The sequence below is a fragment of the Spirosoma soli genome (assembly GCF_042684525.1).
Taxonomy (GTDB): domain Bacteria; phylum Bacteroidota; class Bacteroidia; order Cytophagales; family Spirosomataceae; genus Spirosoma; species Spirosoma soli.
Map to the genome: position 1 here is coordinate 52,970 of NZ_JBHULN010000022.1, position 21,858 is coordinate 74,827.

Sequence of the window (21,858 nt, forward strand, 5' to 3'; positions counted from 1 at the left end):
CCAACAGGAGAAACCTAAGCTTAGGTAAGCAAAACCTTCTGGCGTAGTCATAAGCCACCCAAACGGCGAACGACTAACCAGAAGGTTTTATTGGTAGAGGCTTGGATCAGTTGACAATACAGTAAACTTGCTGTACTAATGCTATACTGGTATTTTTTTACGCAGTTACTGACTCTTCCCAACGTAGACTTACGGCTTGTTCGATATCGGGGTGGATGCTGATAGCCACGGGGCACGTATGAACGATCTCTTCCAAACGAGCGCGAGTCTTGTCGTCAGGCATGGGAGTGGCTCGTAGCGTCAAATTAATTTCGATACGAGCGATACGCCGGGGTGGTTGGCTCGTCATAACTTTGGTAACATCCAGGGCGCTACCTTTTAGCTCAATACCGTCTCGTCGGGCAAAGATGGCCATAGTTGTAATGATGCAGCTACCCAAAGCGTTTGCCACCAGATCAGTTGGCGAAAAAGCTTCGCCCCGGCCTTGATTGTCCGTAGGGGCGTCGGTATTAATATGGGTGCCCGATTGCACGTGAATACAGTCTGTGCGTAAATCACCCAGGTAATCAATGTGAATTGTAGCCATGAAAAAAGTAGTTAGGTTCGTAAGTAGTAAGTAAGCTGAGCGTCATTATCAGCTGGCTACCTAACTTACAAACTGTCTCTTCAAACATATAAATAATGAATTGGTTACGCTAATAGTGATACGTGATTTTGTGAAGATTAGTAAAAAAGACTAGCTTTATTTCAGAATTTTACGAATATGCGAACGATATACGTGTTAGTCGGGCTGGTGTTAAGCGGCTTGCTTATGGCTGGGCAAAGTGTTCAGGCACAAAATACTGAGAGTGAAGACGATAATTACCAAACTATAACCACGTTTGGTATTACAACCAATACAAACTCCGGCATCATTGGAGGCTTTTCCTTTCGCCAGTCAAAAATGCTGTCGGGCTCGTTGTTTGGCTTGCCGCAGTACCGGTACCTGAGCGTTGAACTGGTCAATGTAAAACACCCCAAGGAGATTCAATCGTCGCTTAACTCGGTTGGCTCCCGTTTCATTGAGGGTAAAGAAAATTACTTATTTGTGCTACGGCCTCAGTATGGTCGGGAGGTAAAACTGTTTCAACGCAGTGCCGACGAAGGAATCGCCGTAAGTGGCATTCTGGCTGCCGGGCCATCCATCGGTATTATAAAGCCGTATTACCTGGAAGTGACGTATGCCAATTCAACCCGTTCTGTTCCGGCTTCGGAGGTGAACGGATTGACGACATCTTCTGGCGAATCTGTTACAGGAGCAGGTGGTTTCTTTCAGGGCTTAGGTCAGTCAAAGCTGACCGTGGGATTAAACGTAAAGGCAGCTCTTAGCTTTGAATTGAGCGCTTTCCGAAATAATACAACCGGTGTTGAAATTGGCTTCTTGGCAGAGGCTTTCCCCAATAAAGTGCTAATCATTCCTAACACCGATCCCACAAGAAGTCGCGAAGATGGCAATCGGAATTTCTTTACATCAGCTTACCTTACGCTATTCTTCGGCAGCAAAAAATAATTACACTCAACAGTAATCAGCCAACAGCGAACAGAGTAGTCTATCACGACACTGTTCGCTGTTGGCTGATTACTGTTGGCTGACTCTGAACTTTACATCCCAAAAACGAATTTTGTTGGAAAGGATTGAGGAGCCATGATCGAACTACCTGTAATACCCTCCGAACAACAACGTAAGAAACGTCCCGATTGGCTGCGTGTTAAATTGCCTATCGGCCCCGAGTATGCCAAAGTTCGTAAGTTAGTAGACGAGCACAAGCTCCATACAATTTGCGAGAGTGGCAATTGCCCTAACATGGGAGAGTGCTGGGGCGCTGGCACGGCCACATTTATGATTTTGGGAAATGTTTGTACCCGAAGCTGTACATTCTGCGCTGTTGCAACCGGCCGCCCTAACGAATACGATACCGACGAGCCTCGTCGCGTAGCCGAGGCCATTGTGCTGATGAAGGTTAAGCATGCTGTCATTACGTCGGTCAATCGCGATGAACTGAAAGACCGGGGAGCTGAGATCTGGTATCAGACAGTGCGACTCATTAAAGAAGCGTCGCCCACAACGACTATCGAAACGCTCATTCCCGATACGAAAGGAAACTGGGAGGCACTCGAACGGATGATTTCAGCTGGCCAGGAAGTAGTATCTCACAATATGGAAACTGTTGAGCGGCTTTATCGCCGTGTACGGCCTCAGGCAAAATATGATCGTAGCTTAGAGCAGATTCGGCGTACAAAGCAATACGGTCAGCGGACTAAATCAGGTATTATGCTTGGTCTAGGCGAAACCCATGACGAGGTGTTCAAAGCAATGGATGATTTAGCGGAAAATGGACTAGATGTTCTAACATTAGGGCAGTACCTCCAGCCAACCAAAATGCACCATGAAGTGATTGAGTGGATTCATCCCGATACGTTTGCTATGTATAAAGAAGAAGGACTTAATCGCGGACTTAAATACGTTGAATCGGGGCCGTTGGTTCGGTCAAGTTACCATGCTGAAAAGCACGTTAACGTTTAAGATTGCAACTGAATTGCAAACATTTAAGCCTCACGATTATTTTAGTATGAAAGTCTGGACAGCCGCCCAGACTTTTTGTTTGCTGAATGAAAAAATATGACTTCATCATTGCAGGGGGGGGCATGGCCGGTTTAAGCCTGGCTTACTACTTCACTCAATCTTCGTTACGTGACCGTTCGATTCTGATTCTGGACCGCGAGCAAAAGAATCGTAACGACCGGACGTGGTGCTTCTGGGAACGGGAAGCGGCACAGGCTGGTTCGGGTTCACCTGCTCCTAATCCATTTGAGGCTATCCTGTTTCGAAAATGGAACACTGTCAGCTTTCATGGTACTACCCACGCCGGACCGCTCGACATGGGAGAGTATCGCTATAAGATGTTGCGGGGTATTGACTTTTACGAGTTTGTGCAGAATGAGTTGGTAAAATGGCCTAACATTGAACAGAAGCAAGTCACGATCAACCGAATTAAAGACACCCCACAAGGTGGCTTTGTGATTGCTGATGATGAGCCGTATATAGCTGATTATGTATTTGACAGTACGTTTGCTTTAAAGCTCGACCAACCTGAAAATCATAATCTGTTACAGCATTTTAAGGGCTGGGTTATCAAAGCCGAAAAGCAATGTTTTGACCCCACCCGCCCCGAAATTATGGACTTTAGGGTTGATCAGCAGGGAGATTGTCGGTTTGTGTATGTCATGCCATTTGACGCACAAACAGCTTTAGTCGAATACACAATATTCAATGATAAGCTCTTAGCTGACGATGAATACGACACTAGTCTGCGTCAGTATATTGGCCGGTTTTTTGATACTGGCACGTACCAGATTTGTGAAACTGAAATGGGGGTAATCCCAATGAGCGACGAAACCACGCACGAATATCCGTCGGAGCACATTGTCCGGATCGGCACGGCAGGTGGCTACACTAAACCCTCAACGGGCTACACGTTTCAGCGAACACAACGGTATTTGCGGTCAATTGTAGAAAATCTGACCGAAACGGGTAAACCCAATCGCCATCTGCCCTGGTTCTTAGGTCGGTTTAAACTGTATGACAGTGTGTTACTGAACGTTCTAGAAAAACACCGACACCCCGCCGATGATGTTTTTACGCGTATGTTTTCAAGGAACCGTCCAGCTACGGCATTTCGATTTTTAGACGAGGATACGCGTTTCATTGACGAATTGCGCTTATTTACCACTATGCCCTGGTGGGCGTTTACCTCCGCGTTTTTTGACGTGCTGCGAAGAAAAATAGTTGGATAGCCGTCTGTCTTAAGCTAAGGGTTAACGGTTACACTAACCTGCAACCGCAAGCTAAGACCCCACTACCTCTTCGAAAACACGGTTCCACGCATTAATGAAGCGGGCTAGGCTAAAGCGTTCTTCCGCTAATTTACGAGCATTGTTACCCATACGCCGGGCTTCGTCAGGGTTATCAAGTAAAAACTGCATGTTTTGGCGTAACTTCTCCGGATCGTTGGATATGAATCCATGAACGCCGTTTTCAATCACAGTTGGTACCTCAGTAGTAGCCAGGGCAACAACTGGCATGCCAATGGTCAGGGCTTCGATAACAGCGAGCGGTAAACTACTGTAGCGCATCAGGCTGTACAGAAACCGGTACTCAGCCACGCGTTGATGAAGCTTGGTGTAATGAATCTCGCCAATGCCGCCAATCTCGGCCGATCCCATTCCGACCGTTGTAAGTGGTAAACCTTTGTCACGAAGCGAGTTGTAAAGGTCGAAGCCCGCCATGCGTCCACGGCGTTTCATTTCATTCACCACAAAAATACCCTCGGCGCGGCTGCCGTCGTAGCGCAGGTTTGGATCAATGGCCACGCTATGCTCCACAACGGTGGTAGGGGTAGTTCCGTTATCCCACATCAGGCGGTTGTAATGCGTTACATGAACAAGGAGCAGATTTGGATCGTCGGCGGCCCAATGTCGCGAATCCGTCGGATGAGGCTCCGGACTGTTGTGTTGTAAGTAGATCTTAGGCAGGTTTCGCTGCTCGGCGGATAAAATGTCGAACTGATCCTGTTGATAGTTCTGAGGAGTTTGAAAAATAATCAGATCCAGCTTTAAATTCTTCACATCGCTGGCGGGTACTTCGCGAACGTAGTCGGGCATTGATGAACCGACTCCTCGGCCTATATACCCCTCTGGATTGTCTTCTTTTTTAGGTAAATACCAGTTGTGCTGGGTTTGTGTAATGGCAGTTAAGTAGGCTCCGTGAATGTGCCAGATAAGGATGTTAAGTTTACGCATACAAGTCTTACGAACGCAGCTAAAGCATTGTTAGAGTAATTTAGCCTACGGGCATAAGCGTGTTTGAGAAAGAAAAAATAAGAGCTTTGTCTGACTATTACTGTTTAATTGCTTTTCTCGATGACTTCCAAATTTGCCTCCAATCAATAAACGCGTAGCTTTGCAGTTTCAAACCAAGTCATACGGAGCAGCAATGCCTTATCTCTTCACTTCCGAATCCGTCTCTGAAGGACACCCTGACAAAGTCGCAGATCAAATCTCCGACGCTCTGATTGATAACTTTCTGGCGTTTGACCCATCTAGTAAGGTAGCTTGCGAAACGCTGGTTACAACCGGCCAGGTTGTACTGGCTGGTGAAATCAAGACTGACACGTATCTGGACGTTCAGAAGATCACCCGCGAAGTAATCCGTAAGATTGGATATACTAAGAGCGAGTACATGTTCGAAGCAAACTCGTGTGGCATTTTCTCGGCGCTGCATGATCAGTCAGCGGATATCAACCAGGGAGTTGATCGGGAGGTCGCCAACGACGACTTTGAAACCCGTGCAAATGCCCAGGGCGCTGGTGACCAGGGCATGATGTTCGGTTACGCTACGAACGAAACCGACAACTACATGCCGTTGCCACTGGATTTAGCGCACGCCATTCTGCGCGAGATGTCTAACATCCGGAACAACGAAAGCCAGCTAATGCCGTATCTCCGGCCCGATGCTAAGTCGCAGGTCACCATCGAGTACTCGGACGATCATCAGCCCATTCGCATTGACACCATCGTTGTATCCACTCAGCATGATGACTTTGCTGATGACGAAACGATGCTGAAGAAAATCAAGGAAGACATCATCAACATCGTTATCCCGCGTGTGAAAGCCGCGCAGAAAGCGGAGTTACACGGTCTGTTCACGGACAACATCACGTATTACATCAATCCAACCGGTAAGTTCGTCATCGGCGGCCCGCATGGTGACACCGGTCTGACCGGTCGTAAGATCATTGTGGATACCTACGGCGGAAAAGGAGCCCACGGTGGTGGTGCTTTCTCGGGTAAAGATCCCTCGAAGGTTGACCGTTCGGCAGCTTATGCTACACGCCACATTGCCAAAAACATGGTAGCTGCTGGTCTTTGTGACCAAGTACTTGTGCAGGTGTCGTATGCCATCGGGGTTGCCCAGCCTTGTGGTTTATACGTAAATACGTATGGTACTGCGAAAGTTGACATAAACGATGGTGAAATCGCCCGCAAGATTGAGAGCATCTTCGACATGCGTCCTTACGCTATTGAGCAACGGCTAAAACTGCGTAACCCGATCTACTCGGAAACAGCAGCCTATGGACACATGGGACGTAAGAACGAAGTCGTAAAGAAAACATTCGGTTCCAACGGTCACTCGAAAGAAGTAGAGGTTGAGTTATTCACCTGGGAGAAACTTGATTTCGTTGATAAGATTAAAGAAGCCTTTGGTTTATAAGCTGTAAAGCCGCCCACAGTCTCAATATGCTTAGGTGGCTTTCCAGCCGCTTTACAAAAGCAAAAGCCACTCCATTTGGAGTGGCTTTTGCTTTTGTAACTTACGTTTTATAACTCATCGGGTTCGAAAACCTCGTCTTCTTTCATTCGGGATTTGGCTTCAACGATAGCCGGGCTAGAGAAATCGTTTCGCTTCTGTTTGCAGCGAACGAGTTTGTCTTTAAGAACATCAAGGACACGATCCGTTGCGCTCTCGAAACTTTTGTCGTGCTCTTTGACGAATAGCTCTTTACCTGGAATGTTGAGCCTGACCTCTACGATCTTCTCTTTCACTTTGTTGGTATCGGCTCCGTCTAGCCGGAGAAACACCTCTCCGCTGACGATGCGGTCGTGGAAGGTGTCTAACTTGTTCAGTTTAGCCTGGATGAAATCTAACAGGCTCTGATCGGCCGTGAAATGAACGGCGTTAATTTGTAGTCTCATTGTGTCGCTTTTTAAGTGAATTGAAACAGAACATCAATGGACTGTCTAAGTTTGGCTATTTGAATCACAAAGTCAAGGCGTACTACGAAAGATACAAGTGTGTTTCACGCCTAACTATGGCATTAAGGACTAGTCGATTGAAATATTGATGTTTATAAGCGAGCGTGAAACAGTTGTAAAAGAAAGTTCTTGAGAAAGTGTAATTTCACTTTATTAAATAAAGCATTATAGGCCGTTTAGGACGTAACGTTATTAAGGGTTGAGGAGTTATCCGTTGGTTAGGCACTGGCCGGCAATCGAACTCACGTACTACCATAGCCAGCAAAATCTGCATCTCCATCAAGGCGAATTGATTGCCAATGCATAGCCGTGGTCCACCCCCAAAAGGTAGATAAGCATACGGATGGCGGTCTTTTTCCCGGCCCGGTGCAAAGCGATCCGGGTCAAATCGTTCCGGATCGGGCCACGTAGTCGGATCGCGGTGTAGTAGATACGGACACACCAAAGCCGTATCACCCGCCGGAATGGTGTAAGGGCCTATATGATCCTCCTGGTGCGCCAAACGGCTCATGATCCAGGCGGGTGGATAAAGTCGCAACGACTCCTGTACAACCTGCATGGTGTAAGGTAAGGCACGAAACACATCGGCCGATGGGGTAGGGGCATCCCCCACAACCGACGTCACTTCGGCACGTAGTCGAGTTAATACATCCGGGTGGTTAGCCAGCAAATGAAGTGTCCAGGCCATAGATACAGCGGTTGTCTCGTGACCTGCGGCAAACAGCGTTACGCACTCATCACGCAATTGCTGGTCCGACATGCGCTCGCCCGTTTCTTCATCCTCGGCATTCAGAAACATATCGAGCAGGTCATCGTGCTGACTGGTGCTGTTCTGCCGTCGTTGGTTGATAACGCCGTAAATAAATGAATCGACTAAGGCGCTGGCCCGGCGAAAACGCTGGTGAGCGGGCGTAGGCCATTTCATCGGAAATCGTATTGGTGATAACATGCGTTGATTCGCATAGTATTGCAATGTATCTAAAGCCGAGGACAACCCATCGAGTTTTCCCACCACGTCAGAGCCAAACAACGTCTTGCAGACAATACGCATGGTTACGTCCATGAAGGCCTGTGATACGTTAACTGGCTGCTGATTGTGCTGCTTTACTTCATCGACCCAGTCGGCTGTTTCCTGCACCATGGTTTGGGCTAATACAGCCAGTTTTTGCCGATGAAACGCCGGTTGTGCCAATCTACGTTGCCGTCTCCAGAAATCGCCGTCGCTGGTGAGCAGGCCGTTTCCCAGAAAAATCTTGAGTACGTTAAATGCTGGCGACCGACCATAGTTGCGGTGGTTCTCCTGCATGATATGCTTTGAATCGTCGGGACGTAGCACCAGGTACTGATGCCGACCGCCAATCCGCAGGTGAACAACGCGGTCATAGCGTTGTTGCAGCGTTCGCAAAATGGCCAGTGGATCGCGAAGAAAGGCCAGCGTATTACCCAGCAGCGGCATGCCCGGATGAATGGGGACGGAGCTAGTAGGTGAAGAGATCGTTTCCATAAAAAAGGTCGTTCTGGACGAGACCGGAACGACCTTAAAGTTAAGCGGCAAACGTGTTGGAAGCTCACGGCTTCACCAAAGTTTTACGAGTTGATAACCTCGCCACCGTTGATGTGCATAACCTGTCCTGTTACGTACGAAGCATCTTCTGAAGCCAGAAAAACATACGCTGGTGCCACTTCGGCCGGTTGGCCAGGACGTTCCATGGGTGTATCCTTGCCAAACTTCGCTATTTTTTCCAGATCAAATGACGAAACGATGAGCGGTGTCCAGATCGGGCCGGGCGCCACAGCATTAACCCGAATGTTTCGGTCAACCAGGTGCTGCGATAACGAGCGGGTAAAGGCCGTAATGGCTCCCTTCGTAGACGAGTAGTCCAGCAGCGTTTCGCTACCCCGATAGGAGGTAACTGACGTTGTATTGATGATGCAATCGTACTCGGCCATGTGAGGTAAAGCCGCCTTTGTCAGCCGGAACATGGCCAGGATGTTTGTCTCAAAGGTTGCCTGCATGTCCTCATCTTTAATGTCGGTGAGCTCTTTCTGCGGAAACTGAACGGCGGCATTGTTCACCAGAATGTTGATGCGGTTAAAGTGACTGATAACCCTACCAACCGCATCCCGAATAAAAGACAGGTTACGCAGATCGCCGGGTATGAGCAGACTGCGACGTCCTTCGGCTTCAATCAGTTGTTTTGTCTTTTGGGCGTCTTCCTCCTCGCGGGGATGATAAACAATGGCAACGTCGGCCCCTTCGCGGGCGAAATGCACGGCCACCGCGCGTCCAATACCGCTATCACCGCCGGTAATGAGGGCCACTTTATCAACTAGTTTATCCGAACCCTCGTAATCGTCGCGGATGTAAATTGGTTGAGGGTTCATCTGTGCTTCAATGCCCGGTTGAGCGTCCTGTTGCTGTGCCGGGATGTCTATTTCCATTTGGTCGTTCATAACGTTTCGTTAATTTGAGTGTTAGGAGCTAGGCTTAACTTATCCGTTGATGACAGTTCCACCATTTGGGTGAATGACTTGCCCGGTTACGTACGAAGCGTCTTTTGAGGCTAAATAGACATAAGCGGGTGCTACCTCACTCGGCTGACCGGGGCGTTTCATCGGTACGTCTTTCCCGAACATGGCCACTTCTTTCGCTGAAACAGAAGCCGGGTTCAATGGCGTCCAGATTGGGCCGGGCGCTACGCCGTTCACCCTGATCTTTTTCTTGGCCAGATTGTCGGACAAAGCGCGGGTAAACGCCATGATGGCTCCTTTGGTCGACGAGTATTCGGGCAAGTCGGCGCGGCCCTGGTAAGCCGTGACGGACGTCGTGTTAATGATGCTATCACCTTCGTGCAGGTGCTTGAGGGCGGCTTTGGTCACTCGAAACATAGAATAGATATTGGTTTCGAAGGTGTTAAGCAAGTCATCGTCCTGCATCTCCTCAAATTTCTTGTGTTGTAGCTGAAGAGCCGCGTTGTTTACCAAGACGTTTAACTTGCCAAAACGGCGGACGGTATCTTCAACGGCTTGCTCGCAAAATGCCAGGTTTCGCAGATCGCCAGGCAGAAGCAGAATCTGGCGGCCTTCAGCCTCGACCAGTTCTTTGGTCTTTTGAGCGTCTACCTCCTCACGCTCGGTATACACGATGGCGACATCGGCACCCTCGCGGGCAAAATGTACGGCCACTGCCTGACCAATGCCGCTATCACCACCGGTGATGAGTGCCACCTTGTCTTTGAGTTTATTGGTACCGCGGTAGGTGTATCGAATTACCTTTGGTTGTGGGGTCATTTCAGCCTGAATACCCGGCTGAACGTCTTGGTGTTGAGGAGGAATTTGGGTTTCCATAACGTTGCTTCTAAATCGGTTTTTCAAACAATAAGCCAAAAGCAACAGGGGTTGTTTTGAGAAATCTATTAAAATGGTGGGTTTTGTGCTTAGGATATAATTTGTAATATCGTAACTGGAAAATAGCGACTGACATGAATATCAATGGGGATGCAAAAGCTGTTCGCACCTACGACGCTATTGTGATCGGTTCGGGGATAAGCGGTGGTTGGGCGGCAAAAGAGCTTTGCGAAAAGGGACTGAAAACACTCGTGCTAGAACGGGGACGTGACGTTCGGCATATTGTCGATTATCCCACGGCTACGCTGAACCCATGGGATTTTTCACACCGAAACCGTATGCCGGAAGCATTCGACCAGCAAAATCCCATAGCTACCAAATGCTACGCCCTGGATGAAGGCACCCAGCAGTTTTTTGTAAAGGACGCCGAGCACCCCTACGTTCAGGAAAAGCCGTTCGACTGGATTCGGGGCTACCAGGTAGGTGGAAAATCGTTGATATGGGCGCGCCAGACGCAACGCTGGAGCCGCTTTGACTTTGAAGCAAACGCCCGCGACGGAGCCGCTGTCGACTGGCCCATTCGGTATCCGGACATTGCTCCCTGGTACAGCCATGTCGAAAAATTTGTGGGGATTAGTGGCAACAAAGACGGACTGGAGACCCTGCCCGACGGCGAATTTTTGAAGCCCTGGGAGTTGAACTGCGTTGAGAAACACATTCAAAAACGGGTGGCTGAGAGTTACAAAGATCGACACGTAATCATTGGTCGTTGTGCGCACCTGACCGAACCAAAGCAAATTCACTACGACCAGGGACGGGCGCAGTGCCAGGCACGACACCTGTGCTACCGGGGTTGTCCTTACGGTGGTTACTTCAGCAGTAACTCATCGACAATTCCGTGGGCAGCCAAGACAGGCAAACTTACGTTACGTCCTGACTCGGTTGTCCACTCAATTATTTACGACGATGCTAAGGGGAAGGCTACGGGTGTGCGGGTAATTGATACGCATACGAAGCAAATGACGGAGTATTACGCCCGCATCATCTTCGTGAATGCGGCTTGCCTGAACACAAACCTCATCTTACTTAACTCTACATCAAAACGTTTCCCAAAAGGCTTAGGGAACGATAATGGACTACTCGGTCGTTACGTAGCGTTTCATAATTATCGGGGTAATATCGTTGCTGATTATGAAGGGTTTGAGGATGGTTATTATTACGGTCGTCGCCCCACAACGGCGTTTATGCCTAATTTTCGTAACGTCGATAAACAGGAAACGAGCGGTCCGGCGTCCCGGTTTCAGCGCGGCTACATGGTTGCCTTTAGTGCGGCTCGTGCCAACTGGCAACGGGGGAGCAGCCAGGACGGCTTCGGGGCAAACTTTAAAGATAAACTGAGCGATGCCGGAGCGTGGCACGTTTTCATGATGATGCAGGCCGAAACGGTGCCGCGTTACGAAAACCATGTCCGGCTCAGCACTGAGCAGAAAGATCCCTGGGGCATTCCTCAACTGGTAACGTCTATTGGGTACACTGACAACGACACCAAAGTGATGAACGATTTTCTGGAGCAAGGTGCCGAAATGCTTCAGAAGTCTGGCTGCAAGAACATTAAGCCTTACGATGATCACCGGAATCCGGGGCTTGATATCCACGAAATGGGGGGCGTCCGGATGGGTCGCGACCCGAAAACGTCATTGCTCAACGCACACAGTCAGCTTCATGCTGTTAAGAATGTATTCGTTACGGATGGGGCCGCCATGACATCAACCGGGACTCAGAACCCATCCATTACGTTCATGGCTTTAACCGCCCGGGCAGCTAACTATGCGGTAAGCGAGATGAAGAAGGGACATTTATAAGTTAACAAACACAGCGGAGTGGAGGCTTACACAGCGACAACAGAGCAACAATATCTTTGTGTTCTCTGTGTAGTCCTCCACTCCGCTGCGTTTATGTTTTATGGAACTGTTAAATATAAAACAAGCACTTTTCTTTCAATGCAAAGTCTACGTTCAGCAGCGTATTGCTACTGCTAAGCAAGCAATGGAAGCCGCTCAGGAGTCGGCTAATTCGGAATCTAAAAGCAGTGCAGGTGATAAATACGAAACGGGCCGGGCAATGGCTCAGCTCGAGCGTGACCGACATGCTCAATTGCTGGCCGAAGCCATTAAGTTGGAACAGGAGTTGATTCGGTTAAATACCGATAAGCACTACGACACTGTTCAGCCAGGTAGCCTAGTCATTACAAACCGAGGGACGTTTTTTATCAGTATCAGTGCGGGCAAGCTCGTTGTTGAGGGTGCTGACTACTTCGCTATTTCACCAGCCTCGCCAATTGGAGCCGTTCTGGCAGGTAAGAAACTTGGCGAGAGTGCTATTTTTAATAAAATCTCTTATCAAGTTTTGAACGTATTGTAGAACTATCTAAGATAGCCGCTTAGATATAGAACACCTTCATACGTATGGAGTTTTTGTCCTTCGATCCTTGCGCGATATTGAAGCCGTATGTCGAACGATATATCGTTGTAGATGCAAAATTCGCCGAGGGACAGCAGCATAAACACTTCATTGCTCCCAGCAGCACGAGTCAGTTGGCTATCAACTGTGCTACTGCTAACACAAAACCCGACGAGGTAGGTGCACTTGACCGACACTACGTAACGGCACTGGTAGGACCGTTTACCCGCCGACACACCTATATCTTACATGGCCACATTTATTCGGTAGTTGCTTACTTTACCCCTATAGGGTTACATGCATTGTTGAATATCGATCTAACTGACTTAGCCGATCAGACGGTCGATTTTGCCTCCATCTTGCCTGACGACGCCCTTCATTTAAGCAAATGTGTGCTGGGGGCTATCGACAACCACGCTAAAGTGCAGGTGCTGGAAGCATATTTATTACGCCGATTGGCTAGTGCAAAACCCTTGAATCAAGGAGTGCAACGAGCCGTCGAATTGATTCGTCAACAGGGCGGACAAATAGCTATCGCTGAGCTTTTACAGCAGCTAACGCTACAGCAGCGGACCTTTGAGCGGCATTTTCGGCAGACAACCGGTATGTCGCCCAAGCAGTTTATGCGTATTACCCGTTTTCTGGCGGTACGCAATGCCATTGCCGATGGCACATACCAGAACTGGCATGATGTGTTACACCAAGGGGGATATTACGATCAGGCTCATTTCATTCGTGAGTTTTCTCTTTTTACGGGCCAAACGCCGTCGGCGTATTTCGCCGGAAGCATTGGTTTCGACAACTTTTTGCTGAAAGTATAAGAGGTTATAAGTAAGGCTGAATGCTACAACTATGAGCTGACTAGCTTCGAAGCTTATTGTCTGTAAGCTTCAAAGCTAGTCAGCTAGTCAGTTCAATAAACCCGCTCACCACCGATCCAGGTTTGTTTCACTTTGGTTTGACGGAGTTGAGGATTAGGCACCGTCATAATATCTTGGTCAAGTACTACGAAGTCAGCTTGTTTACCCGGAGAAATACTACCCCGAAGCTGATCTTCGAAGTTCGCGTAAGCGGCCCATCGGGTCATGGCCAGTAGAGCCGACTTACGGTCGACGGCGTTTTCCATTTGGTAGCCCTTAGCCGGAAAGTTCTTGGCGTCCTGACGCACGACGGCGGCATGGAAGCCAAATAGCGGATTAACGGCTTCTACTGGAAAGTCGCTGCCAAAAGCAATCATACCGTTTTGCTTCATCAGATCCTTAAAAGCATACGCACCCTTTACCCGAATTGCACCAAGCCGGTCTCCGGCCCAGTACATGTCCGACGTAGCGTGCGTCGGCTGAACCGATGGGATGATTGAATAACGGCCAAATTTCCAGAAATCTTCGGGCGAAACAACTTGCGCATGCTCAATACGCCACCGCCGGTTATTCGCTTTCTGTAAGAGTTTACCATACAGGTCCAGCATCAAATGGTTCGCCGAATCACCGATACAGTGCGTGTTCGCCTGAAAGTTAGAAGCGTACAGAAGCTTAGTTACGCGCTCCAGCTCAGCCGGGCTAAGCAAGAGAAATCCCCCCGTTTCTCGGCGATCGCTATAGGGCTTCCGTAAACAAGCTCCTCTTGACCCCAGTGCCCCGTCTGCATATAGCTTAAATGACCGAACGGTTAAGCGGTCTGTCTGGAAAGGACCACGTTTCAGGAAGTAGTTTAAATTCGGTTCGCCGAGGCTAACCATGGCGTAGTCTCGAATCTTTAGCCTGCCTGCCTTGTGCAAACTATCAATCAGGTTAATTTCGTCGGGACTAATTCCCGCATCGGAGACAGTTGTTAAACCCAGCTTAACACATGCAGCTTGAGCTGCCAGAAGCATCCGGGCTTTATCGGCATTATCGGGTCGAGGCAAAATACGCTTGACCAATTGCATGGCATTATCCACCAGAACCCCCGTGGGCTGGCCGTTTGCCAAAACCACTTCGCCCCCGGTTAGCTTAGAACCAGCTGTAATCTGCGCCAATCGCAGGGCTTTGGAATTAACCAGCAGGGCGTGTCCATCTACCCGCATGAGGGCAACGGGCACATTTGGGAAGGCGGCATCCAGCTTTTCTTTGGTCGGAAATGCTTTTTCGGCCCAGTCGTTTTGGTCCCAGCCTCGACCTGTAATCCATAATACGTCCGGGTGCTTCTGATGAAATGCCTTCAGTCGGTCGATGACTTCATCATACGATTCGGCACCGACCAGATCGGCCTGGTCGAGCACTTGCCCTAGTCCCAGAAAGTGAGCGTGTGGATCGTAGAAGCCGGGGTAAATGGGTTGCCCATCCAGATCGGCCGTGCTGTCGGCATCGTATTGATCTAACAACGCTTTGGCAGAACCAACGGCTACAAACTTGCCTTCTTTTATAGCGAAAGCTTCCGCGGTCGAGAAACTGGAATCAGCGGTGTAAATACGAGCATTGGTGATAAGCAGGTCAGCTTTTTTCTTGGACGAACAGCCCGTGAGTACTGGCAAGAAAGCAGATAATAGTAGAAAAAAACGGTTCATAGTTGACGATCATGAAAGTCTGCAAGATAAGCTAAAGTTGATAAGCTAACCGGTCAATCGCAGATTCTCTTAATTTTGCTTTAATTGTCGCTGTTAACATCAATTCAATGAAGCTCAGCAGTTGGATTCTTTTTGCTTGCTTATCTCTTCCGGCGTTTGCTCAACAACCCCAAAATGCCATTCAACGCGCTCAGCAACGAACCTTTACAGTTGCTACCATTCCTCAGCCCGGCGAGCTGCTCACTCTTCAACAGGCTATTGGCCAGTCTGTTGAGAAGAACTATCAAGTTCAGATCAATCGGCAGCAGGAACAAATTGCCCGTAATAATTATACGAAAGGCAATGCAGGGTACTTACCATCCCTGACGGGTAACCTTGGCTCAAACGGTGGGCTTCAAAACTTTCGGCAAACGTATCTGGACGGACTCAGCCCTCCGCGGGAAGCCCGTGGCGTTTTTAACCGGACCACTAATTTAGGGTTCAATATAAATTACACAGTTTTTAATGGCTATGCCCGAAGTGCACTGTATACACAACTCCGGCAGTTACTGCAAGTGAGCAGCGTAACGACCCGGGCTAACGTAGAAGCGACCATTGCCAGCGTTGCGACCAGTTATTATGACGTTGTTCGGCAGCTTCAACGATTGATTGCCTTCAGCCAGGCCCTCGATATTTCGCGTGAACGACTCGAACTAGCCCGGGCTAACTATGAAGTTGGTACGCGCTCTAAAGTGGATTTCCTAAGCGCCCAGGTGGATTACAACACCGATAGCGCGGCTTTGCTGTCGCAGGAGCAAGCCTTACGGAATGCAAAGGTTTTACTGAACACACTATTGATTCGTGACCCGCAGGCGGAATTTGCCGTTCGAGATACAATCATTGTTCGGCCAGACCTTCAGTTGGCCCCGTTGCAACAATCGCTGATGACGAACAACCCCTTATTGGCCACGGCCGTGTTAAATCGTACGTTGGCGGATATTAACCTGCGACTGGCTAACGCTCAGCAACTGCCTGTAGTGACTGCCCAAACGGGGTATAACTATCAGTTGGTTGATAACCAAGGGGGATTTGGTATTCGTACGGGCCGGACTGGCGCTTTGACATATAACCTGCAAGCTACGATTCCTATCTTCAACGGCTTCAATTTAAAACGCCAAATTCAGAATGCCCGCGTTAGTACATTGATCGCCCAGAATCAGGAGAGCGACCAGCGGTTGCAACTTCAATCGGCGCTAACCCAAACGTATCAGGTCTATCGTAATAGCTTAGCGCTGCTGAATCTGGAAATTCAGAATAATCAGCTGGCTAATCAGAACGTCGACATTGCTTATGACCGCTACCGAATCGGTAACTCAACGTTTGTCGAGTTTCGCGATGTACAACGCAATGCTATTAATGCTCAGACCCGTTTGATTGAGGCTGAATACAATGCAAAAGCTGCCGAAATAGAGTTGCTACGCCTAAGCAGTACCATTACTCAGGAGTTAGGGCAGTAAGCTTGTATGGCAAGCTGAACAGTCTGTTAGTTAGACGGTTAATAGATAGCCTAATTAATTCAACAACTGGTCAACCGCTATGCCATACAATAAAAAAGAATACCCTAATTCGTTGAAAAACTTCATGGCACCTGTTCGTAACAAGGCTATTGAGATTGCCAATGCACTGCTTGCCGAAGGAAACGACGATCAGAAATCCATCGCTATTGCGACTGCCAAAGCGGAGGAATGGGCCCTGAAGCGAGGAATTAAGATACGTAAGGACAACGCACCCGAAAACAAAAAATAAGAAAAGGTAAGCCTGGTAGTTGTCTGCTCAGGGTTACCTTTTTTGTTTAATTACTCCATTCTCTTTACTAACCAGATATGCAGGAACCCGTTCAGCCCTTTGATTGGGAGCGAATGTTTATTGACCAATTCCCGTGGCTATACCTGGGCGAAGTGGCGTTTCGGACGCTGGTCATGTTTTCGGTGCTCCTACTCGCCCTGAAAATCTCTGGTAAGCGCCAGATTAAGCAATTGTCAGTATTTGAATTGGTGCTTGTTATAGGGTTAGGCTCAGCCGCCGGCGATCCTATGTTCTACCACGACGTACCGCTACTCTCAGCCGTGGTGGTATTCATAGTCATGATGGGGTGCTACAAACTCATTACGCGAATATCAGACCGCAACCGGACGGTTCGCGAATTTCTGGAGGGTAGACCCGTTTATGTAATCGAGAACGGCTGTATCCTGGTCAAGAATTTCAAACAGGAGGATATCACGCAGGATGAACTGTTTACTGCCCTGCGTTTAGCCGGTATTAAACAGCTAGGAGAAGTGCAGACCGCTATTCTTGAACCAACCGGAGAGGTTAGCGTCTTTCCTTATCCGAAAACGGATATCAAAGCTGGATTACCTGTTTTGCCCAAAGCCTTGCAGGAGTTTTCCGAAGAAATTGAACATTCCGGTACCTATGCCTGTACAAATTGCGGGCACATCGAAACATTGGGGGTAAACGACCAGCCTACCTGCTCAAACTGTACACATCAGCACTGGGTCAAGGCGATGCATTAAGCCACTGCTTTTTTAGCACTCGGGCTTTTTACTACTTTCTTAACCTGGTCTTTCAAAAACTTAAGCAACAACTTCTCGACGCCGTCCAAACCATGTGGGCTGGTTTGCCGAAAGCGGTTTTTGTGCTCGATGTACGGGTTCAGATCCCGGCATTCGTAGGCTTCCAGGATCTGTGGGTGCACGTAATGTTTTCGGCAAACTGTACGGGTGTTGCCTAATTGATGCGACACTTCATCGAGCACCGTATTCACGTTTTTCTTCAGCTCTTTTTCTGTTTCGCAAGGCTCCAGCTCAACCAACAGCCGCAGGGCGTTCACGGTGCCAGCCCAGGTACGGAAGTCTTTGGCTGAGAAGTCGCTGCCCATCGTTTCGTGCAGGTATTCGTTAACCATGCCCGAGTCGATGGAATGACGATCACCTTTTTCGTCTAAATATTGGAACAACTCCTTACCTGGAATGTCACGACAAGCCTTTACTAAGGCCGACAGGCGCCGGTCATGCAGCGTAATGTCGTGGTAGATGCCTTTTTTGCCTTTGAAGCTAAATCGAACGTCGTGGCCTTCCAGCTTGACATGTCGATCCTTAAGCGTCGTTAAGCCATAAGAGCCGTATTCTTTTTCATAGGCGGCATTACCTACCCGAATCAGTGTTTGCTCCATGACGCTCAAGGCAATGGCAATCACTTTTTCCCGCGACAGTATACGTTGTTTCAAATCTTTGTCTAAGCGGGCTCGCAACAGGGGTAAAGCCTCGCCAAAAGCTACCATCCGAAAAAACTTTGTTTCGCTCCGGATGGCATTCCAGTTGGTGTGATAGCGGTACTGCTTGCGATTTTTGGTATCAATGCCGGTTGCCTGTAAATGGCCATTCGCCTTGGGGCTAATCCAAACGTTCTCCCAGGCTGGAGGCAGCGCCATGCTGCGAATGCGCGCTAAGGTTTCTTCATCATCTATCTGCTGGCCTTCTGGACCAAGATAGATAAAGTGATCACCGTTGCGCCGACGGCTGATGCCGGGCATCGTGTCGTTCATGTACACGAGCCGGGCTGCTCTGGCTGTTTTTACCGGATTATGGGCCAGCTCTAATAAATCCACAGGCATTGAATTGCAATTTTCGAGTTATGCGATACGATTTCTGGGTTACAGGTTATTCGTACGTCGTTACTCGAACACCGGAATTGGATTTATGTTTATCGCCGTTCAGCCGCTTTACCGAAAAACCACAACGCTAGCGTGTTTGCGTAATGGAAAAAATCTGTGGGGTGAATAAAACCATCAAAAGCATCGGCTTTAGTGGCTAATCCCATCATCATGGCTGCCAACACGACCCATAAGCCGCGTTTGTTACGTTCGAGTAGCGAAAACACGGCCAGCAGCATCAATATAAGAATACCTAGTGATGGCACAACGGGCGTAAACACCCGAACCTCGGGCAGTAACAGACTTATGAACAGAAGTAGCCCAAAAAGTATAGTCGTTACGAAGGTTATGAGGGAAAGAGTCCGCTGATTAAGCAGGGCATACACTGCTGTAACGACAGACACAACCCCCAGCGAGTCAGATAATACAATCATGGAGCGGTGTAGCGGTTCGAGCGATTGATTGCCCGCATATACCATAACGCCAATCAGCGCAGCCAATGAGGTCGTCAGTACAAAGAACCCCCAAAGCAGCCGGTTAAATAGAGAAATCTGACCAAAGAAGTGCCAGAATATCCCGATGCCTGCTCCGGCCAAAATAGAACCGGAGAGAATGTGCGAAAAAATCATCTCGTAATTTACGAAGTTTCGGCTACTTTTGCCCAACTTTTTTACAGACGTAAAGCCATTGATGGCAAGCAAAAAGCCCTCCTGAGTAACGCTGAGGTGCTGATGTTTTTTATCATTGACACTACGTTTTATTAACTGCATCGCCAACGATTTACAAACCGTCATGAGTGTTTTAGTCAACAAAGACTCCAAAGTTATCGTCCAGGGCTTCACTGGCTCGGAGGGCAGTTTTCACGCCCAGCAGATGATCGAATACGGCACTAACGTCGTCGGGGGCGTAACGCCCGGCAAAGGTGGGCAAACTCACCTCGACCGTCCCGTTTTCAATACTGTTCAGCAGGCTGTTGACCAGGCGGGGGCCAATGTGTCCATCATTTTCGTACCTCCCGCGTTTGCTGCCGATGCCATCATGGAAGCGGCCGAAGCAGGAATTGGGGTCATTATCTGTATCACCGAAGGTATTCCGACGGAAGATATGGTAGCCGTGAAAAATTACCTGTCCGACAAAGAAGTACGGTTAATTGGGCCTAACTGCCCCGGCGTTATGACGGCCGAGGAGTGTAAAGTTGGTATCATGCCAGGCTTCATTTTCAAGAAAGGCACAATTGGTATTGTTTCTAAGTCAGGTACGTTGACTTATGAGGCCGTCGACCAACTTACCAAAGCAGGGTTAGGTCAGTCGACCGCAATCGGTATTGGGGGCGACCCAATTATTGGAACAACAACCAAGCAGGCTGTAGAACTGCTCATGAACGACCCCGAAACCGAAGCCATTGTCATGATCGGTGAAATTGGTGGAGGTATGGAGGCCGAAGCTGCCCGCTGGATTAAAGCCGACGGTAATCGTAAGCCAGTAGTCGGTTTCATTGCTGGTCAGACCGCGCCAAAAGGTCGCCGGATGGGCCATGCCGGTGCCATTGTTGGTGGAGCTGATGATACAGCAGCTGCTAAAATGGCCATTATGCGTGAATGTGGTATTCACGTTGTTGAATCACCTGCCCTCATCGGCGACACTATGCTGAAGGCGTTAGGGAAAAATTAATGAGTGAACGAGTGAGAGAGCAAACGAGAGAAAGGGTAGCGTTTTTGTATTGGGTAGCCGTCCTGACTATTGCGGTTTTTCTCTCCTTTTCTCTTTCACTCGTTGCCCAACCGCGTGGCAGTGGTGGTATTGGGCCCGAAGGCCGCTACTATCCTGTACACAATTTTCGTGACGACTTCCTGGTGTATGATGAAGGCGCTAAGGCGTACGTTCCTTACATCCTCGAACAACATGCCGACCAGACGGCACTGAGTGCTTACGTAGATCTGGAAAGCAATCGGCATTATAGCTTACTGATTTCTACACAGCAGGATGGATATCTCTTCATTAATGCGGCTCTAAAACGTAAACTTCGGGCAAATCAATGGCAGGTATTGAGCATTGATAGTCTTTTTCGAGTTTATCGTCAACCCGAGATTTTTATTACGCTGTACGGCGTTCCTGGCTTAAGCGACAAACAATTATTTATCGGTTACCCAAAATCATCTACGCAGAAACCCGTTGTTTTGCGTGATGATAATTTAAGTGTTCGGCCCCGCCCACAAGCTAACTACGACAATTTTTTAAGTTTAGGGCTGCTGTTTCTGTTGGCAACGCATGCCTTTTTGTTCACCTTCTATCATCGGGCTTTTCTCCGCTTTTATAGTTTCCGTGATCTGGTGTCGCTGAGAGCTCAGGAAGAATCATTTCTAATCAACCGGCCACTAAGTAGCACTAACGTCTTGTTTACGCTCAATCTGAGCTTTATTGTTGCTTACCTAATCATGTTTGTGCAAAGCCGTAACCTCGACGTATTTGCATCCCGGACACTGTTAGTAGGTGAGCAGCGATTCGGTTGGTTAGCGGGCGAGTACTTCTTACTGAGCGGATTAACCTTCTTGAGCCTCATAGGAAAGTATGTGATGCTGGAAGTGTTTGGTGGACTGTATAAGTTACAGAGCATTATCAATGTCCATTTTTTCAAAATAATACAGTCCTCTCTTCTGTTTTTTACCTTGCTGACACTGGTGTTAGCGGTTGTATCTTACAATGTATCAGAACTGGTCTGGTCAGAGAGTCTCCTGTTTCTGCCGCTAATCGGATTCTATATGGCCCGATTAACATTACTTTACTTAGTCATACGCAGTATGGAGCCTATCAAGAATCTTTATTTATTTTCTTACCTTTGTATTGTTGAATTGATTCCACTCATCATTGGTTTGCGGTTTGCACTGTGATGAATGAGTTTTCAGTAAAAGGTGAGCGGTGAACAGGTAGCAGTAGCGTCAAATAAGGTTCTGCTACTGAGCAC

General features: G+C 48.5%; 21 protein-coding genes. 12 read left to right on the plus strand and 9 right to left on the minus strand.

All coding sequences use genetic code 11. The features are described from left to right. Positions 1 to 157 precede the first annotated feature (157 nt). A complete protein-coding gene (locus tag ACFSUS_RS24995; RefSeq protein ID WP_381527033.1) occupies positions 158 to 586 on the minus strand; it encodes an OsmC family protein in 429 nt (142 codons plus the stop codon). Between the two features lie 177 nt (positions 587 to 763). Between ACFSUS_RS24995 and ACFSUS_RS25000 the strand changes: the two genes are divergently transcribed. The 3 genes from ACFSUS_RS25000 (at position 764) to ACFSUS_RS25010 (ending at position 3,834) form a co-directional block, all read left to right on the plus strand. Then, positions 764 to 1,549, plus strand: coding sequence for a hypothetical protein (locus tag ACFSUS_RS25000; RefSeq protein WP_381527035.1), 786 nt, complete (start codon positions 764 to 766; stop codon positions 1,547 to 1,549). A 135-nt stretch (positions 1,550 to 1,684) separates the two neighbouring features. After that, positions 1,685 to 2,563, plus strand: a complete 879-nt coding sequence (gene lipA, locus ACFSUS_RS25005; protein WP_381527037.1) for a lipoyl synthase — start codon at positions 1,685 to 1,687, stop codon at positions 2,561 to 2,563. An 86-nt stretch (positions 2,564 to 2,649) separates the two neighbouring features. Continuing rightward, positions 2,650 to 3,834 (plus strand): lycopene cyclase family protein, encoded by a 1,185-nt coding sequence (locus ACFSUS_RS25010; RefSeq protein WP_381527040.1) that lies wholly within the window; start codon positions 2,650 to 2,652, stop codon positions 3,832 to 3,834. A 51-nt stretch (positions 3,835 to 3,885) separates the two neighbouring features. On the opposite strand, the gene ACFSUS_RS25015 is transcribed toward ACFSUS_RS25010, so the two are convergent. Continuing rightward, positions 3,886 to 4,839, minus strand: a complete 954-nt coding sequence (locus ACFSUS_RS25015; protein WP_381527042.1) for a glycosyltransferase — start codon at positions 4,837 to 4,839, stop codon at positions 3,886 to 3,888. A gap of 193 nt (positions 4,840 to 5,032) precedes the next feature. Between ACFSUS_RS25015 and metK the strand changes: the two genes are divergently transcribed. After that, positions 5,033 to 6,310: a methionine adenosyltransferase gene (metK, locus tag ACFSUS_RS25020; RefSeq protein WP_381527145.1), complete on the plus strand. Its 1,278-nt coding sequence runs from the start codon at positions 5,033 to 5,035 to the stop codon at positions 6,308 to 6,310. Between the two features lie 107 nt (positions 6,311 to 6,417). Here the strand turns inward: metK and hpf are convergent, their stop codons facing one another. From hpf to ACFSUS_RS25040, 4 genes are all read right to left on the minus strand, one after another. Continuing rightward, positions 6,418 to 6,792, minus strand: coding sequence for a ribosome hibernation-promoting factor, HPF/YfiA family (gene hpf / locus ACFSUS_RS25025; RefSeq protein ID WP_381527044.1), 375 nt, complete (start codon positions 6,790 to 6,792; stop codon positions 6,418 to 6,420). A gap of 205 nt (positions 6,793 to 6,997) precedes the next feature. Continuing rightward, a complete protein-coding gene (locus tag ACFSUS_RS25030; protein WP_381527046.1) occupies positions 6,998 to 8,356 on the minus strand; it encodes a cytochrome P450 in 1,359 nt (452 codons plus the stop codon). A gap of 83 nt (positions 8,357 to 8,439) precedes the next feature. Further along, entirely contained in the window at positions 8,440 to 9,306 is an 867-nt protein-coding gene (locus ACFSUS_RS25035) for an SDR family oxidoreductase (RefSeq protein WP_381527048.1), read from the minus strand. Between the two features lie 39 nt (positions 9,307 to 9,345). Further along, positions 9,346 to 10,200 (minus strand): SDR family oxidoreductase, encoded by an 855-nt coding sequence (locus ACFSUS_RS25040; protein WP_381527050.1) that lies wholly within the window; start codon positions 10,198 to 10,200, stop codon positions 9,346 to 9,348. A 134-nt stretch (positions 10,201 to 10,334) separates the two neighbouring features. Here ACFSUS_RS25040 and ACFSUS_RS25045 point away from each other — a divergent pair, with 134 nt between their 5' ends. The 3 genes from ACFSUS_RS25045 (at position 10,335) to ACFSUS_RS25055 (ending at position 13,481) form a co-directional block, all read left to right on the plus strand. After that, positions 10,335 to 12,062: a GMC oxidoreductase gene (locus ACFSUS_RS25045; protein ID WP_381527053.1), complete on the plus strand. Its 1,728-nt coding sequence runs from the start codon at positions 10,335 to 10,337 to the stop codon at positions 12,060 to 12,062. 100 nt (positions 12,063 to 12,162) lie between these two features. After that, positions 12,163 to 12,621 (plus strand): 3-oxoacyl-ACP synthase, encoded by a 459-nt coding sequence (locus ACFSUS_RS25050; RefSeq protein WP_381527055.1) that lies wholly within the window; start codon positions 12,163 to 12,165, stop codon positions 12,619 to 12,621. A gap of 44 nt (positions 12,622 to 12,665) precedes the next feature. Next, positions 12,666 to 13,481 carry a helix-turn-helix domain-containing protein gene (locus ACFSUS_RS25055; RefSeq protein ID WP_381527057.1) on the plus strand — a complete coding sequence of 272 codons (816 nt, stop codon included), beginning with the start codon at positions 12,666 to 12,668 and terminating at the stop codon, positions 13,479 to 13,481. 92 nt (positions 13,482 to 13,573) lie between these two features. Here the strand turns inward: ACFSUS_RS25055 and ACFSUS_RS25060 are convergent, their stop codons facing one another. Then, positions 13,574 to 15,205, minus strand: coding sequence for an amidohydrolase (locus ACFSUS_RS25060; protein WP_381527059.1), 1,632 nt, complete (start codon positions 15,203 to 15,205; stop codon positions 13,574 to 13,576). Positions 15,206 to 15,312: 107 nt separating this feature from the next. On the opposite strand from ACFSUS_RS25060, the gene ACFSUS_RS25065 reads away from it, so the two are divergent. From ACFSUS_RS25065 to ACFSUS_RS25075, 3 genes are all read left to right on the plus strand, one after another. Next, positions 15,313 to 16,701, plus strand: a complete 1,389-nt coding sequence (locus tag ACFSUS_RS25065; protein WP_381527061.1) for a TolC family protein — start codon at positions 15,313 to 15,315, stop codon at positions 16,699 to 16,701. Positions 16,702 to 16,780: 79 nt separating this feature from the next. Then, a complete protein-coding gene (locus tag ACFSUS_RS25070; protein WP_381527063.1) occupies positions 16,781 to 16,990 on the plus strand; it encodes a DUF2188 domain-containing protein in 210 nt (69 codons plus the stop codon). Positions 16,991 to 17,067: 77 nt separating this feature from the next. Next, positions 17,068 to 17,757: a DUF421 domain-containing protein gene (locus ACFSUS_RS25075; RefSeq protein ID WP_381527065.1), complete on the plus strand. Its 690-nt coding sequence runs from the start codon at positions 17,068 to 17,070 to the stop codon at positions 17,755 to 17,757. Here ACFSUS_RS25075 and ACFSUS_RS25080 read toward each other — a convergent pair. Then, positions 17,754 to 18,857, minus strand: a complete 1,104-nt coding sequence (locus ACFSUS_RS25080; RefSeq protein WP_381527067.1) for a DNA topoisomerase IB — start codon at positions 18,855 to 18,857, stop codon at positions 17,754 to 17,756. The two genes, ACFSUS_RS25075 and ACFSUS_RS25080, sit on opposite strands and share 4 nt — an antisense overlap. An 89-nt stretch (positions 18,858 to 18,946) precedes the next feature. Continuing rightward, the gene (locus ACFSUS_RS25085; protein WP_381527069.1) at positions 18,947 to 19,690 is read right to left on the minus strand and encodes a hypothetical protein; all 744 of its coding nucleotides are present in this window, start codon (positions 19,688 to 19,690) and stop codon (positions 18,947 to 18,949) included. On the opposite strand from ACFSUS_RS25085, the gene sucD reads away from it, so the two are divergent. Further along, positions 19,689 to 20,567 (plus strand): succinate--CoA ligase subunit alpha, encoded by an 879-nt coding sequence (gene sucD, locus ACFSUS_RS25090; protein WP_381527071.1) that lies wholly within the window; start codon positions 19,689 to 19,691, stop codon positions 20,565 to 20,567. The genes ACFSUS_RS25085 and sucD overlap by 2 nt on opposite strands. After that, complete coding sequence (locus ACFSUS_RS25095; protein ID WP_381527073.1) at positions 20,567 to 21,784, plus strand: DUF4271 domain-containing protein; 1,218 nt, start codon at positions 20,567 to 20,569, stop codon at positions 21,782 to 21,784. The genes sucD and ACFSUS_RS25095 overlap by 1 nt, the downstream gene beginning before the upstream one ends. Positions 21,785 to 21,858: the final 74 nt, after the last annotated feature.

What these genes read in the sequence shown, in the direction of transcription:
- ACFSUS_RS25065 (WP_381527061.1), top strand. Translation starts at nt 15,313, where the DNA reads ATGAAGCTCAGCAGTTGGATTCTTTTTGCTTGCTTATCTCTTCCGGCG.
- ACFSUS_RS25070 (WP_381527063.1), top strand. Translation starts at nt 16,781, where the DNA reads ATGCCATACAATAAAAAAGAATACCCTAATTCGTTGAAAAACTTCATG.
- ACFSUS_RS25050 (WP_381527055.1), top strand. Translation starts at nt 12,163, where the DNA reads ATGGAACTGTTAAATATAAAACAAGCACTTTTCTTTCAATGCAAAGTC.
- lipA (WP_381527037.1), top strand. Translation starts at nt 1,685, where the DNA reads ATGATCGAACTACCTGTAATACCCTCCGAACAACAACGTAAGAAACGT.
- ACFSUS_RS25080 (WP_381527067.1), bottom strand. Translation starts at nt 18,857, where the DNA reads ATGCCTGTGGATTTATTAGAGCTGGCCCATAATCCGGTAAAAACAGCC.
- hpf (WP_381527044.1), bottom strand. Translation starts at nt 6,792, where the DNA reads ATGAGACTACAAATTAACGCCGTTCATTTCACGGCCGATCAGAGCCTG.
- ACFSUS_RS25000 (WP_381527035.1), top strand. Translation starts at nt 764, where the DNA reads ATGCGAACGATATACGTGTTAGTCGGGCTGGTGTTAAGCGGCTTGCTT.
- ACFSUS_RS25030 (WP_381527046.1), bottom strand. Translation starts at nt 8,356, where the DNA reads ATGGAAACGATCTCTTCACCTACTAGCTCCGTCCCCATTCATCCGGGC.
- ACFSUS_RS25055 (WP_381527057.1), top strand. Translation starts at nt 12,666, where the DNA reads ATGGAGTTTTTGTCCTTCGATCCTTGCGCGATATTGAAGCCGTATGTC.
- metK (WP_381527145.1), top strand. Translation starts at nt 5,033, where the DNA reads ATGCCTTATCTCTTCACTTCCGAATCCGTCTCTGAAGGACACCCTGAC.
- ACFSUS_RS25010 (WP_381527040.1), top strand. Translation starts at nt 2,650, where the DNA reads ATGAAAAAATATGACTTCATCATTGCAGGGGGGGGCATGGCCGGTTTA.
- ACFSUS_RS25045 (WP_381527053.1), top strand. Translation starts at nt 10,335, where the DNA reads ATGAATATCAATGGGGATGCAAAAGCTGTTCGCACCTACGACGCTATT.
- ACFSUS_RS25035 (WP_381527048.1), bottom strand. Translation starts at nt 9,306, where the DNA reads ATGAACGACCAAATGGAAATAGACATCCCGGCACAGCAACAGGACGCT.
- ACFSUS_RS25085 (WP_381527069.1), bottom strand. Translation starts at nt 19,690, where the DNA reads ATGACGGTTTGTAAATCGTTGGCGATGCAGTTAATAAAACGTAGTGTC.
- ACFSUS_RS25060 (WP_381527059.1), bottom strand. Translation starts at nt 15,205, where the DNA reads ATGAACCGTTTTTTTCTACTATTATCTGCTTTCTTGCCAGTACTCACG.
- ACFSUS_RS25095 (WP_381527073.1), top strand. Translation starts at nt 20,567, where the DNA reads ATGAGTGAACGAGTGAGAGAGCAAACGAGAGAAAGGGTAGCGTTTTTG.
- ACFSUS_RS25040 (WP_381527050.1), bottom strand. Translation starts at nt 10,200, where the DNA reads ATGGAAACCCAAATTCCTCCTCAACACCAAGACGTTCAGCCGGGTATT.
- ACFSUS_RS25075 (WP_381527065.1), top strand. Translation starts at nt 17,068, where the DNA reads ATGCAGGAACCCGTTCAGCCCTTTGATTGGGAGCGAATGTTTATTGAC.
- sucD (WP_381527071.1), top strand. Translation starts at nt 19,689, where the DNA reads ATGAGTGTTTTAGTCAACAAAGACTCCAAAGTTATCGTCCAGGGCTTC.
- ACFSUS_RS25015 (WP_381527042.1), bottom strand. Translation starts at nt 4,839, where the DNA reads ATGCGTAAACTTAACATCCTTATCTGGCACATTCACGGAGCCTACTTA.
- ACFSUS_RS24995 (WP_381527033.1), bottom strand. Translation starts at nt 586, where the DNA reads ATGGCTACAATTCACATTGATTACCTGGGTGATTTACGCACAGACTGT.